The sequence below is a fragment of the Bacillus oleivorans genome, from assembly GCF_900207585.1.
GTDB lineage: Bacteria > Bacillota > Bacilli > Bacillales > JC228 > Bacillus_BF > Bacillus_BF oleivorans.
This window is the reverse complement of record NZ_OAOP01000003.1, coordinates 387,060-399,601: the sequence shown is the minus strand read 5'-3', so window position 1 is coordinate 399,601 and position 12,542 is coordinate 387,060. Positions and strand designations below refer to the sequence as shown.

General features: G+C 39.8%; 13 protein-coding genes. 3 read left to right on the top strand and 10 right to left on the bottom strand.

Features of this window, described 5'->3' with window-relative positions:
• Positions 1 to 2: 2 nt before the first annotated feature.
• The 4 genes from celB to CRO56_RS09260 all read right to left on the bottom strand — a co-directional run bounded on the left by celB (position 3) and on the right by CRO56_RS09260 (position 3,949).
• Entirely contained in the window at positions 3 to 1,319 is a 1,317-nt protein-coding gene (gene celB / locus CRO56_RS09275) for a PTS cellobiose transporter subunit IIC (RefSeq protein WP_097158326.1), read from the bottom strand.
• A gap of 11 nt (positions 1,320 to 1,330) precedes the next feature.
• Positions 1,331 to 1,639 (bottom strand): PTS sugar transporter subunit IIB, encoded by a 309-nt coding sequence (locus CRO56_RS09270; protein WP_097158325.1) that lies wholly within the window; start codon positions 1,637 to 1,639, stop codon positions 1,331 to 1,333.
• A 566-nt stretch (positions 1,640 to 2,205) separates the two neighbouring features.
• Positions 2,206 to 3,195 carry a lipoate--protein ligase gene (lplA, locus tag CRO56_RS09265; RefSeq protein WP_097158324.1) on the bottom strand — a complete coding sequence of 330 codons (990 nt, stop codon included), beginning with the start codon at positions 3,193 to 3,195 and terminating at the stop codon, positions 2,206 to 2,208.
• 19 nt (positions 3,196 to 3,214) lie between these two features.
• Positions 3,215 to 3,949 (bottom strand): MBL fold metallo-hydrolase, encoded by a 735-nt coding sequence (locus tag CRO56_RS09260; RefSeq protein ID WP_097158323.1) that lies wholly within the window; start codon positions 3,947 to 3,949, stop codon positions 3,215 to 3,217.
• A gap of 205 nt (positions 3,950 to 4,154) precedes the next feature.
• Between CRO56_RS09260 and yhfH the strand changes: the two genes are divergently transcribed.
• Positions 4,155 to 4,289, top strand: a complete 135-nt coding sequence (gene yhfH / locus CRO56_RS09255; RefSeq protein WP_097158322.1) for a protein YhfH — start codon at positions 4,155 to 4,157, stop codon at positions 4,287 to 4,289.
• 104 nt (positions 4,290 to 4,393) lie between these two features.
• Here the strand turns inward: yhfH and CRO56_RS09250 are convergent, their stop codons facing one another.
• From CRO56_RS09250 to hemE, 3 genes are all read right to left on the bottom strand, one after another.
• Entirely contained in the window at positions 4,394 to 4,897 is a 504-nt protein-coding gene (locus CRO56_RS09250; protein WP_097158321.1) for a DinB family protein, read from the bottom strand.
• Between the two features lie 158 nt (positions 4,898 to 5,055).
• Positions 5,056 to 5,994: a ferrochelatase gene (hemH, locus tag CRO56_RS09245; protein WP_097158320.1), complete on the bottom strand. Its 939-nt coding sequence runs from the start codon at positions 5,992 to 5,994 to the stop codon at positions 5,056 to 5,058.
• A gap of 42 nt (positions 5,995 to 6,036) precedes the next feature.
• A complete protein-coding gene (hemE, locus tag CRO56_RS09240; protein ID WP_097158319.1) occupies positions 6,037 to 7,077 on the bottom strand; it encodes a uroporphyrinogen decarboxylase in 1,041 nt (346 codons plus the stop codon).
• A 227-nt stretch (positions 7,078 to 7,304) separates the two neighbouring features.
• On the opposite strand from hemE, the gene CRO56_RS09235 reads away from it, so the two are divergent.
• Entirely contained in the window at positions 7,305 to 7,817 is a 513-nt protein-coding gene (locus CRO56_RS09235; RefSeq protein WP_097158318.1) for an antibiotic biosynthesis monooxygenase family protein, read from the top strand.
• A gap of 33 nt (positions 7,818 to 7,850) precedes the next feature.
• On the opposite strand, the gene CRO56_RS09230 is transcribed toward CRO56_RS09235, so the two are convergent.
• From CRO56_RS09230 to liaF, 3 genes are read right to left on the bottom strand one after another with little or no spacing between them, the layout of a single operon-like run.
• The gene (locus CRO56_RS09230; RefSeq protein WP_097158408.1) at positions 7,851 to 8,468 is read right to left on the bottom strand and encodes a response regulator; all 618 of its coding nucleotides are present in this window, start codon (positions 8,466 to 8,468) and stop codon (positions 7,851 to 7,853) included.
• A 4-nt stretch (positions 8,469 to 8,472) separates the two neighbouring features.
• Positions 8,473 to 9,543: a sensor histidine kinase gene (locus tag CRO56_RS09225; RefSeq protein WP_245855726.1), complete on the bottom strand. Its 1,071-nt coding sequence runs from the start codon at positions 9,541 to 9,543 to the stop codon at positions 8,473 to 8,475.
• Complete coding sequence (gene liaF, locus CRO56_RS09220) at positions 9,530 to 10,561, bottom strand: cell wall-active antibiotics response protein LiaF (RefSeq protein WP_245855751.1); 1,032 nt, start codon at positions 10,559 to 10,561, stop codon at positions 9,530 to 9,532. The genes CRO56_RS09225 and liaF overlap by 14 nt, the downstream gene beginning before the upstream one ends.
• 187 nt (positions 10,562 to 10,748) lie before the next feature.
• Between liaF and CRO56_RS09215 the strand changes: the two genes are divergently transcribed.
• Positions 10,749 to 12,146 (top strand): hypothetical protein, encoded by a 1,398-nt coding sequence (locus CRO56_RS09215; RefSeq protein WP_097158316.1) that lies wholly within the window; start codon positions 10,749 to 10,751, stop codon positions 12,144 to 12,146.
• The last annotated feature ends 396 nt before the right edge of the window (positions 12,147 to 12,542 follow it).

The following is a 12,542-nucleotide window of genomic DNA, read 5'->3' as shown; positions in this document are numbered from 1 at the left end:
GGTTAAGCTCCTTGTTCTTCTTTTAGCTTTTGACGATCCCAGATACGGAAGAATGGATAATAGATGGCCATCGCGACAAGGAAGTTGACAAGCTGCAAAATCGCCCCTGATATTTTTCCGCCAGTTGCCAAATACCCGCTGAAGAGCACTGGTGTTGTCCATGGAACACTAACCCCGCTCGGCTTTGCGGCAATTCCAGTCGCCATCGCGAAGTAAGAAATCAGTACAATCGCAAGAGGAGCTAAAATAAATGGAATAATCAGGAGCGGATTCATGACAATCGGCATCCCAAATGTAATCGGCTCATTAATATTAAAAATTCCCGGGCCAATTGAAAGTCTGCCTAAGCTTTTCATCTGCTGACTTTTTGCAAAAAGGAGCATCATAATGACAAGCCCTAGTGTTGCACCTGAACCCCCGATGTAGATCCAGAGGTCAAAAAATTGCTGGGTAATCACATTTGGCAGTTCCCCATCCGGATTATTTTGAAACGCAAGCCGATTCTCATCCATAAGGGATAGCCAAATTGGTCCCATTACTCCCCCAACAATAGCGGCTCCGTGTAACCCGCAGGACCACAATAATTGAATAAACAATACCGCTACCATGGCCCCAAGTAGACTGGAACCTAACGCACTTAATGGAGCACTTAATATATCTCTCACAATATTGTGAACGCTTTCAAAAGAGGTCATTTCAATTAATAGTCTGATGATCCACATAACAGCTAATACAATAAAGCCTGGTATTAGCGCTACAAACGACTTGGCAACAGCAGGCGGAACGCCATCTGGAAGCTTTATCACAATATTTCTTTGAATAACGTATCTGTAAATTTCAGTACCCAATACAGCCATAATCATCGCAACAAAGAGCCCCTGACTTCCCATTAATGTTACAGGAATAGCACCGCCAACCATCACAGCTTCAGTTGCACCTTCTGCAAGGAAAGGTACTTTGTAGGGTGTGACTAGCAGAAAAGAGGAAACCGATATAGCTCCAGCTGACAAGGCATCGACATTATACTTTTCTGCTAAACGATATGCGACACCAAAACTTACAATTAAAGCCATAATGTCAAATGTCGCGCCGACAGGATAAAGCAGCTTTTCTCTCCATGCTTCACCAAACGTATTGGCCATAAATTCATCATAGCCGGTAATCGGGATAAAGCCCAAAATCAGGAAAAGAGAGCCAATGATTAATAGTGGCATCGCTAAAATTAATCCATCACGAATCGCCTGAAGATGTCTCTGTTCCGCAATGCGTCCCGCAACCGGCATCACATACTTATCTAAAAATGAAATGAACCTATCCATGTTCATCACCCTCAATTTTTATTCAAAAGCGATAAGGCAAAGTTTAAAACCCCTTCTCCATTGACACGCCCATAATCGGCCGGATTAATGACATCGACTGGAATTCCCCTTTGTTCCCCCTCTTTTTTAAAATGAGCCAGCTTGTATCTCACTTGCGGCCCTAATAAAACAACATCTGCCTTGTCTAAATGATCCTTTGCTTCTCCTGCAGACACTGCCCAGATAGTTGCCTTCACATCTTTTTCTTTGGCGACATTCTGCATTTTTGTTACGAGTAAACTGGTTGACATCCCAGCCGCACAAATGAGTAAAATATTCACATCTAGTCCCTCCTTCACCCTTTTGTCCTATATGTATTGTTATGTAAGGGTTTTCATGATAGATATGAGTGTGGTTTTTGAAATTTTTATGGGGAGTTTTAAATGAGTGAAGGATATATCTGTCTAATGAATAAATAAGTGGGGCATTATGTAAACGTTGCTGGCAGCAGAGTGTGGGGTACTGGATTTTGTTGGGATTGTTGCATTAAAGGTCCTGGATGTTTAAGTGCCGTTTCTCGCGGTTTATGTGCCGTCTTGCTCGGGTTATGTGCCGTCTTGCTCTGTTTATGTACCGTCTTGCTCGGGTTATGTGCCGTCTTGCTCCGGTTATGTGCCGTCCCGCTTCGTTTATGTGCCGTCTTGCTCCGTTTATGTGCCGTCCCTCACCGTTTATGTGCCGTCTTGCTCGGGTTATGTGCCATTCCGCTTCGTTTATGTGCCACTCCGCACCGTTTATGTGCCGTCTTGCTCGGGTTACATACTATTTTAAGTACATTGTTGCACTTCGACAGCTCAGTAAAAATAAAAAACTCTGCGCCCCTCATAGGACACAGAGTCAAAAAATATTAATAAATCAAGTTTAACAAATCGTACTTTTCTACATTACCGAAGTAATGCTTGAGATCAACTTCTTGCAGTGCTTCTTCAATGGCGGACTTTTCGTAGCGAGTACCTTTTAGCTTGTTTTCGATGTCTGATACATCGCCCACTCCAAAGAAGTCTCCGTAGATTTTACAGTTTTCAATGATTCCTTTATTGACTTCAAGTCTGAATTCGATGGTTCCTACCGGGAAACGGTGAGAGTGCTGCATGTTAAAGGCTGGAGATTTTCCAAAGTTCCAATCCCAATTTTGATAGCGATCTTTTGAGATTTCATTAATCTTTTCCCAGTCTTTTTCGGTGAGTTTATACTCAGGAATTTCTTCTTGTCCATTAAAAATATAAGAAAGAAGTTTTGAGCGAAACTCTTCCATTGTAATTGGCTCAGCTAAAAATTCGGAGATATTGGCGACTCTGCTTCGGATTGACTTAATGCCTTTTGATTCAATTTTTTCTTTCTTCACTTTTAAGGCTGATACGACATTTTCAATTTCAGAGTTAAGCAGTAATGTTCCATGTGTGAACATGCGTCCTCTTGTCGAGAATTGGGCGTTCCCGGAGATTTTTCTGCCTTCTACCTCAATGTCATTGCGGCCGCTCAGCTGTGCATTGACACCCATTGTTTTTAATGCATCAATCACGGGCTGAGTGAATTTTTGGAAATTGTGAAAACTGTTGCCGTCATCTTTTGTAATGAAGCTATAATTTAAATTTCCTAAATCATGATAGACAGCACCGCCGCCTGATAATCTGCGGACAACGATTATATTATTTTTTTCTACATATTCGGTATTAATCTCTTCAATCGTATTTTGGTTTTTCCCAATAATAATGGATGGACGATTTATGTAAAACAAGAGATATGATTCATTAATATCTAAGTGTTTAAGTGCGTATTCCTCAATCGCAAGGTTTATTCTAGGATCTGTAATTCCCTGATTATCAATAAATAACATCGATGTTTCCTCCTCTTTTCTAAAGCGTTACCTGAAGTCCGCTATGGGCTAAGGCAACAGGTCCATTATAATTCTCTTTTGCTTCCTGTACCAGCTGTGACACATCTCCATAATGGGGTAAATGGGTCAGAATTAATGAACCGACTCCAGCCTTTGCTGCTAAGTTTCCGGCTTCCTCACTTGTCATATGACCCGCCGCTTTTCCATCCTGCCCCTTATAAAGATTACATTCGCAGACCAATAAATTAGCAGCTTTACTGAAATCAATAAATTCTTCCTTAAAGGAAGTATCAGCTGTATAGACAAGCGCTTTACCGCCAGCTTCGATTCTCATCGCAAAGCATGAAACTGGATGATTGGTCCGTAAAAAAGTAATCGAAAAAGGTCCAACTTGCAGCTTAGAATTAGGGTCGTAAGCGATTCCTTTTGTTATCTGCTTATATGTTAACTCCTGAAATTCAGCCATATCCTCTTGATGGCCATAAATCGGCAAGTTCGGCATCTGTTTTCCTAAAAAGGATTGGATCAATCTGGCATGCTGAAGAATCCCTATATCTGCTACGTGGTCCGCATGATAGTGCGAAACAATCACAGCATCTAATTCCTCAGGCTGTATATATCTTTGCAAGTGTGATATAACAGCACTGCCACAGTCCATTAATAAACGAAATCCATTTTCTTCTAATATGTAACCCGAGGTGGCTTCATCTTTTCCAGGATATCCGCCGCGAAACCCAACAACAGTAAGTTCCATATCATCACTCCATTTTTAGAAATGAATCCTATTCTCCTATTGTACAAAATAACGGTTTTTTCTGCATCAATGCAACTCTAACGTCAATCAATTCTTTATTTTTGGTTAAAAAATAATCGAAAATTGTATTAAAACAATGGTGCATATTTTAAACTGTTATAATACAATATAATATAAACGATCAAACCGAAAAGAGGGATCCATGATGCTGCAAAATGTTCTTGAGTTCTTCCGTTCATTGCCGAAAAAAGAGTGTCAATCCTGCGGGAAAACAATTGATGAACAGCATGAGTGCTATGGCAATATTTGCGACGATTGCCTGCAGGTTCACCAAGCTTAATCAGCAATAGCTCCTTTTTTTCACCTTCAATGCCTTCAATATAAGTATAGAGGGCTGTCATCTAAAAAAGATAACAGCCCCTAATTTTTTTATTCACTTATAGCTTAGATGGCAGGTGCCTCCATCCCCATTTTACTCCAGTCTTCACGCGCTGGCCCATACACGCCTGGCACCTGTAATCCAGCTTGCCGCATTAAAACCGTCATTTGACCTCTATGATGAATTTGATGGTTAATGAGAACCATTAAGAAAATACCATTCGGCTGCTGATCTCCATACATATCACTCATTTCCTTTAAGGAAGGATCCGTCCATTGTGTTTGAATCGCCTCTATAAAAGCTTCATTCACCTTCTTATATGTATCAGCAATTTCTTTAGCTGTTGCTGGAACAGGTGCATGATCATCAGGAGCTTCAAATTTCAATCCGGTCCGTGACATCATTTCATGAATCGTTATAGTAATATGCCAGGCAATTCTTCCAAGCGTACGGTCATTAGGCGTTACTTCTTGTTTTAGTGATTCATCTGTTAAACTCTCCAATATTCGGTGTGTAGAACGTGCCTCATGTTTCCAAGATCTGAGAAAGCCTTGAATCGTTTGGTACATTTTAATCAATCCTCTCAGCGAATTTTAATGGCTCACTTATATTTTCTATTTGCAACAGCAGAATCCTCTATAAAAAAGAAAAACCCCGGCTATCATACGCGGGGTCAAAAAGAATCATAATAAACACATATTCATTCATAATACACAGTTTTTCGATTTTAAGCTTTGTTTAATTTTTTTAAAACAATAGTTGCCAGCGCATCAATAAATTCAGGATTTGTATTTGGCATCTCAGGTCTATTATAATACTTAGCCCCTAGTTCTTCAGTAACGACTTTACATTCATAATCGTTATCATAAAGAACTTCTAAGTGCTCCGCAATAAATCCGACCGGAATATAAACGAAGGAGCGATATCCTTTTTCTTCATATAATTCTCTTGTTAAATCCTGAACATCCGGACCAAGCCATGGTTCCGGTGTTTGACCAGCACTTTGCCAGCCAACCGCATAGTTTTTAACACCGGCTTGTTCAACGATCATCTTAGCCGTTAATGCTAATTGCTCAGGATATGGATCTCCGTATTGAAGGATTTTCTCCGGCAAACTATGTGCAGATACTATAAGAGCGGCTTTCACTTTCTCTGCTTCGTCCATTTGTGCATAAACGTCTTTCACACGGTCCGCCCAGTATTTAATAAATTTAGGTTCATCATACCAGCTATCCACTGAAACAATGGATGGACCGCCAAGTTTTTTTGCCGTATCTTTTGCACGCTGATTGTAGGATTTAACGCTAAAAGTAGAAAAATGCGGAGCCAGCACAAGGCTAACTGCTTCTTCAATTCCATCTTTGTGCATTTGTTCAACTGCATCTTCAATAAATGGCTCGATATGCTTCAATCCTAAATATGCTTTAAATTCGATTTCGTTTTGAAATGAATTTAAGTGCTCTTCTAGTTTTGCAGCCTGTTCTTCCGTAATGCTAGCTAATGGAGATAGCCCGCCGATTGCACGGTAACGGCTTTTTAAGTCTTCTAGCTGTTCATCCGATGGTCTTCTTCCATGGCGGATATGAGTATAATAGCGTTCGATGTCTTCTTCTTTATAAGGGGTACCATATGCCATTACAAGTAGACCCATCTTCTTTTTTGTCATTTTGTTCACACCTTTTTTTGCTTCATATAATTTATCATATACTTATTTATTTAGTTTTTCACTTGAATAGTCATGAATAAACTGTGTCAATTTTTTTAACGTATCCGGCTGTACCTCAGGAAATACACCATGGCCTAAATTAAAGATATATCCTGGCTGTTCTAACCCTGAGTCTAAAATTTCTTTTACTTTTTCTTCAAGAACAGGCCAAGGAGCTACTAATAAAGTCGGATCCAGGTTCCCTTGGATCGCTTTCTTAATTCCCATGGCTCTTGCCTCCCTAATCGGCATGCGCCAATCCAAGCCAATCACATCAACAGGAAGTTCATTCCATTCTTGAACTAAATGACTGGCCCCTACTCCAAAATAAATCATCGGAACATTTTCTTCCTGAAGGTTGGCAAAGATGTCAGACATAACTGGTTTAACAAAATACTGATAGTCCTGACGGTTAAGCGTCCCAACCCAGGAGTCAAAGATTTGCAGGGCGCTTGCCCCTGCCTTAATCTGGGCCTTTAGATACGTAATTGTCATGTCTTTCAGCTTGTCCATCAGAGCAAACCATGCTGTTGGTTCACTATACATGAATGATTTTAGCTTAATATAGTCTCTCGATGGTCTGCCTTCAATCATATAGCTCGCCAAAGTAAACGGTGCACCCGCAAACCCGATTAATGGAACCGTTAACTGTTCTTTGGTCAGCAGCCGAATCGTTTCTAATATGTAAGGTACATGCTCCTCTGGCTGCAGGGGCTGCAGGCGTTCGATGTCTTGCAAAGAACGAATTGGGTTATCAATGACAGGTCCGATTCCATTTTTAATTTCCACATGTACGCCCATTCCTGGCAGTGGTGTCATAATATCTTTATACAAAATGGCCGCATCTACCCCGTAATTTTCTACAGGCAGACGTGTTACATATGCAGCTAATTCAGGGTTGTGTGTAATCTCAAATAAAGAATACTTTTCTTTTAGGGCACGATATTCCGGCTGAGATCTTCCTGCTTGTCTCATATACCAAACAGGAACGTGTGTCGTTTTTTCACCTCTTGCTGCTTTCAATAATGAATCATTGGTAATCATGGCTAAAGTCACGCCTTTCTTTTTCACTAATAAACATTGTAATACAATGTAAATAAAAGAAAAAATAATATATGTGTAAAATAAGTATGTAATAGATTTCGCTTTTCAATATAAGGCATTTTTCCTAAGTTGTATACTATTACTGTGGGATTGTCATGAAATTGCCTTTTTCTTTTATCATTTTGAAGAGTATGGGAATAGCTGTTTAAACAATAGGGGGATGTTAGATGTTTGTTTATATGACCAATGGAACATATGAATATCTGGCTTCATTAAAAAAGAAACATGCAGAACAGCAGATGTATTTAATGCTAAATCCTAAGACTGCTCTGCTTTATTATGAAACAGAAGGGTCTTCCATTTTTAAATCCGGGCGCAAATATGAAGTCATTGAAGCTGCAGGTACTTTGGAACAATCAGGTTTTGCCGTGATGAATCATATCCCTGTCACAGAAGAAGGACACCCTATCTTTGAATACCGTTTTAAAACTCACGTGAAAATGATTGAAAAAGAACCAGGATTTAAAGTCTTTCGCCTTCTTCGTCCTGCAGCAGGCGATACCTATATCGTTTTTACCTTGTGGGAAAAAGAATCAGCTTTTCTTCAGTGGAAAGAGTCTGCATCTTTTGCCCAGGCGCACGAAAAACAAGAGAGCCTGGATGGTCCTTCTTCCGTGCAGAAGATTTTCTCTGGCCCCTCTTATCTCTCTCAATATACTTTGCCGGCAGAGAAGGGTTAATGCCTGCCTCTGCTTATGCGTTACGAATTACTCTTACCTAACAAGTCCGTTTCGGTTTGCGTAGATCGCGGCTTGTGTTCGATCTTGGACGCCGAGCTTACTTAATATATTACTTACATGAGTCTTAACGGTTTTTATCCCAATAAATAGCTCATCGCTGATTTCTTGGTTCGTCAGACCGTCTCCTAAACAACTAAGCACCTCGAGTTCTCTTTCTGTCAGCGAATCATGAGGTTTTGGGTCCGTTTTGCGGACTCTATTCAATAGCTTAAATGCCACCTTTGTTTCAATCACTGGTTCACCTTTATAAGCCTTTTTCACCGTTTCCACCACTTCTTCAGCTTTAGCTGTTTTCAGCAAGTAGCTAAAAGCCCCAGCTTCGATTGCCGGAAAAACTTTTTCATCATCATAAAAGCTTGTTAAAATGATAATTTTGACTTGCGGGAGTTTTTCAATAATCCTCTTAGTCGCACTAATGCCATCACCATCCTCCATGACTAAATCCATCAGGATGACATCTGGATTTACTTGTTCAACAAGAGATACTGCTTTGTTTCCGCTATCCGTTTCTCCTACTATTTGAAAATCAGAATCTGTTCTTAAATAAGATAAAATTCCTTTACGAACCAAATCGTGGTCATCGACTACCATTACCTTAATTGGATTCAATGTATTCACCCCTTTTGATTGGAACCAATACTTCAATATAAGTTCCTTTTTCAGGAATAGACCGGACGGTAAATATCCCGCCTATTTCCTCACACCTTTCTTTCATCGTAGAGAGACCGTAAGATCCAGCCTTTGCCGAATCTAATTGAAAACCCATACCATTGTCAGCAATATAGACATAAATGGAATCGCCTCTTTCTGTTAATTGACACTTTAAATGGGTGGCTCCAGAATGTCTTAAAATATTAGTAATAGCCTCTTGGATAATCCGGAACAAATGCTCTTCTACTGCTTGAGGCAATGGCGGAACTTCATCAATACTGGCCTGACATTTTATCTGGAATTTTTGCTGAATATCACGAAGAAGCTTAATCGTAGCATCACTTAATGATTCCCCTTCAAGCTGTATCGGGCGAAGATGCAGCAGGAGTGCACGCATTTCAAGCTGGGATTGAGCCGATATTTTTGAAATTTCATTCAAGGAATCCAGCAGATCTTCCCTGGTACGTTCCCCTTTAAGCGCAGCTGAAGAGAGCATCGTTAAGGCAAACAGCTGCTGACTGATCGAATCATGAAGATCACGGGCAATCTTTTGTCTTTCTTCAATGGCCGCAGCAGTTTGTGCTTGCTGAGCTAAAATAGACTTTTCTTCTGCTAAACGCTGCAAAGTATCAACTTGCTCTTCAATATGCTCTGCCAATGCATTTAAATCCTCTGCAATAATTGAAAACTCATTTTCATCTTGCCAATGCAGTCTTTCTTTCCATTTTCCTCTCCTAAGCTGGGTTACGTATGTTGATAAATCATCCGTTTGTTTTTTAACAAGTGATGAGGAACGGAACGTATAGTAAAACGAAAACAGAAATATGGTTATGACTGCTAAAAATGAGATCCATAAGGAATCAATTAAAAAATTCTTCCCGCTTCTGGATATCAATAAGTAAAGCTGAATCTCCGCAAAAATACAAAGACTCGCAGTTACTGCCATTCTTGTAAACTCTTGAAATAATAATCCTCTAACACCTTTGTTTATATTCAGGCTTCTATACTCTTTCAATTCGAACATCCCCAACCCAGCTTTTAATCTTAATATTTAGCTTTCTTGTGGCATCATCATAATTAGTGGAGGTATAGCTGCAATTTCCGCCCCAATAGTTTCCCATTACTTTTACATCACCAAAGGTCATTTTCGTATCCACTTTAATCGGAATATCGTCAGGAACTATCATTTTGATATCTCCGACCCATGTCTTAATCGTAATATCTATTTCTGCATCTGGGATATACGCCTTGCTAAAATCAAAATAATAATCTCCAACGGTTGATTTAAGGTTTAACGGGGTTAACTCCCAATTAGGTTCCTTCATTGCCATATGAGATACTCCGAAAGTTTTAACAGCTTGTTCTTTCATATGATCAATTTCATCTCTGCCAACTTGAATGCTTACCTTTTTTCCAGGGCTGTCATTTGATTTAGAGATATCGATTTTGATATTATTTAATTTTTCCCGAACCTCTCGGTTAATCTTGTCACTAAGGTCCTCCATCTCTTCCCCCAGTTTGTCAAATTCATCGCCCATCGCTTCAAATTCATTACCGATTATGTCAAATTCATCTACACTATGATCGAATTCATCGCCGATTGTGTCGGACTTATCTTTTATTGAATCAACTTTTTCAGATTTGCTTTTTCTTTCAGAGCTTTGACTCTCCTGTTTACTTTTGCCACCTTTTTCAACTTTTACTTTTGGTCTTTTATTACTGCCGAGCATCCATATCGCGAGCAATATCAACAGGATTGGCCAAAGTTTATACCCGTCTGAAAAGGCAAATTCATAGATGCCGAACAGATCAAGGATTAACAAAGCTGAAAAGATGGAAGCGAACCCTCCGCACAGAACTAAAAACAAGGAGGATCTTTTTATTCCACTATACAGCCACTTTACACCGATTAATAAAATGAAAAAAGGAAAAATTACGACAAAAATCTCCTTTATTTCCAAGGAAATGACACCGAAATTAACAAGGAGCAAAATAACTCCTATTCCTAATAAAACTAATGGAAACAGCCTCATATATTCCACATTTCCCTTCTATCTTTCCTAGTTATAAGTAGTTTACTAGGAAGCTAGTAAAAAATAAACATCCTTGAGGTCGAACTTGATTTCCGTCTCGAGACGGATAGTCATTCACCCATTACTCCTGCTGTACATATTCTGTAATACTTCTGGAACACCCAATTCATGATGAGGAGGTAATAATATGGGTGTTGAAATGACTGCGATTCATTGGATCTATGTTGCTTTTATCGCAATAATCATCGGCTTTATGGTGAAAAGACGGGATACAACACTAGTCTGTATAATTGGGATTTTCTTAATTGCCTTATCCGCAACTGGAGAAGTTACAACTTCTGTCATGAGCATTTTTAATGGATTCACCTATGCAATCAAGGAGCTTCTGCCAACGATTCTCGTTATCTCTATTATTGTAGCCATGAGTAAAACACTTACTGATACAGAAATCAATGATGTGATGATCTCTCCTTTTACCAAATTGATTCGTAATCCCTCGCTCGCCTACTGGACCATTGGCATTGTGATGATGCTGATTTCGTGGTTTTTCTGGCCATCCCCTGCAGTTGCTCTAATTGGCGCTGTCTTCTTACCTGTAGCCATTCGCGTCGGTTTGCCCGCTTTAGGCGTTGCGATGGCGATGAACCTTTTTGGTCACGGGATTGCCCTTTCTGGAGACTTTATTATACAGGCAGCACCAAAGCTTACGGCAGATGCGGCAGGATTAGAGGTTCAAGAGGTGATCAATGCCAGTATTCCTTTAGTCATTGTGATGGGGATAGTCACAACTATTACCGCCTTTATTTTTCTTAAAAGGGATATGAGACTAGGAAAGCTAAAGCTCACAGGTGAGGATCAGGAATCATTTGAAACAGAGAAAAGTGTTAAGAGCGGGCTTTTATCAGATAATATAAAGAAGCTATTTGCCTTTTTAATTCCGATTCTTTTCGCCTTAGATGTATGGGCGATGTTTCAGTTTGATTTGACTGGCGGTGACGCTACAGCCCTTGTGGGTGGAACATCGATCTTTATTTTACTTTTAATTACACTTATAAGTTACAAAGACAAAGGACTTGAAAAAACAACTTCCTATTTAATAGAAGGCTTCCAATTTGGCTTCAGAGTCTTTGGGCCTGTGATCCCTATTGCAGCGTTTTTTTATCTGGGAGATGCGGGATTCCAGACAATTATAGGTGATTATTTACCGAAAACCTCTAACGGTATTGTTAACGATCTTGGTGTTGGGTTAGCCTACCTTGTACCATTAACGAAAGAAATTGGAGCGATTACTTTAACAGCTGTAGGGGCGATAACCGGTTTAGATGGATCGGGTTTTTCGGGAATATCTCTGGCTGGCTCGATCGCAAGTATCTTCTCTGCATCGATTGATGGCGGCGCCCCTACTTTAACAGCACTTGGTCAAATTTCAGCGATTTGGGTAGGGGGCGGAACCCTTGTCCCATGGGCACTCATTCCGGCAGCAGCCATCTGTAATGTTGACCCATTCGAATTAGCGCGAAGAAATTTACTTCCTGTGACGATTGGTTTAGTTGTTACAACTATTGTGACGATGTTCTTAATCTAACATATTTCTAAAAGGACATACTGCCCGCTATGTTCTAAAAAATCATCAATAAACGAAAACATTAGGTATTACACATTATCGTAATCGTTGTTCCGAAATTTGGAGGCGATCCAATATCCGTAAAACCCCGGTAGTTGCCACATCCCATATGTTAAAGGACATACATTCCGCTATTTCTCAAAAAAACTCAGTTTTGAAAAATTATAGGACATACGATCCGTTATTTACCGAAATCCAATCAAAAATCGCTTGTTTTTGACATGATAACGGAACCAGTGTCCTATTTTTTTAAAAATCCCTGGTTTTGCAGCAAATAGCGGAACCAATGTCCGTAAAGAAAATTGGGCTAGCCCCTTAGTCAGGTGAAAACACGTAAATTAGAGAGCAATAAAGAAA